The following is a 1,012-nucleotide window of genomic DNA, read 5'->3' on the forward strand; positions in this document are numbered from 1 at the left end:
GATCCTCATCCATCGATGCGTTCCTCCCTTGGTGTTCTTGCCGGTCATCGCTCTGGCAATGACTTGAGTGGTCCTACCAGCGTCAGGGCGCGTGCCGACGTTGTCAAGCGCGGCGACGTGACAAATAAGGGCGTGCCGCCGGCCAGTCGCGACGGGCGGTTCTATTGCAACCGCTAACAAGAACGCGAAGGATTGCCGGCCGGACGCGGCATCGATATCATCCCGGACCCGCCAAAGCCCCGGCGCCGGCAAGTAACAAGCAAGAAAGAAAGTGGGAACGCACCGCCATGAGCCTGTTCGACCGCGACAAGTCAGCCGACCGCCTGCCGCTTTCGGTCGTGACGGGGTTTCTCGGCAGCGGCAAGACGACGCTGCTCAACAATCTGCTCCGGCATCCCGGCATGGCGGAGACCGCCGTCATCATCAACGAGTTCGGCGAGATCGGGCTGGACCATCTGCTGGTCGAGCGGGTGGACGGCGACATGGTCGTGATGGCGAGCGGCTGCCTGTGCTGCACCATCCGCAACGACCTGGAAACGACCCTGCGCGGCCTGCTGTCCAAGGTGGATGCCGGCGAGATCCCGCCGTTCCGCCGCATCCTGATCGAGACCACGGGCCTTGCCGACCCTGCCCCCATCGTCCAGATGCTGCTGAACAACCCGATGGTCTGCCACTGGGTCCGGCTGGACGCCGTCGTGACCGCGGTGGACGCGGTCCACGGCGCCCGTCAACTGGACGAGCAGCCGGAGCCGGTCAAGCAGGCGGCCCTGGCCGACCGGCTGGTGCTGACCAAGACGGACATCGCCCCTGCCGGCGCGGTCGGGGAGTTGACGGAGCGGCTGCGGGCGCTCAACCCGGCTGCACCCATCCTGCCGGTCAGCCACGGTGCGGTGGAGCCGGACCGGCTGTTCGGCGCCGGGCTGTTCGATCCGGAAACCAAGACCGCCGACGTGCGCCGCTGGCTGAACGAGGAGGCCTATCGCGAAGACGCCGGTCATGGACATCACGGAGG

1 protein-coding gene is annotated in these 1,012 nt (G+C 66.7%); it reads left to right on the forward strand.

Annotated features, from left to right (window positions below; translation table 11 throughout):
• Nucleotides 1-287: 287 nt before the first annotated feature.
• The coding region (locus AC5JJ6_RS08935; protein ID WP_496041697.1) for a CobW family GTP-binding protein at nt 288-1,012 on the forward strand (725 nt) is incomplete at its 3' end.

Source organism: Skermanella sp., assembly GCF_059503625.1.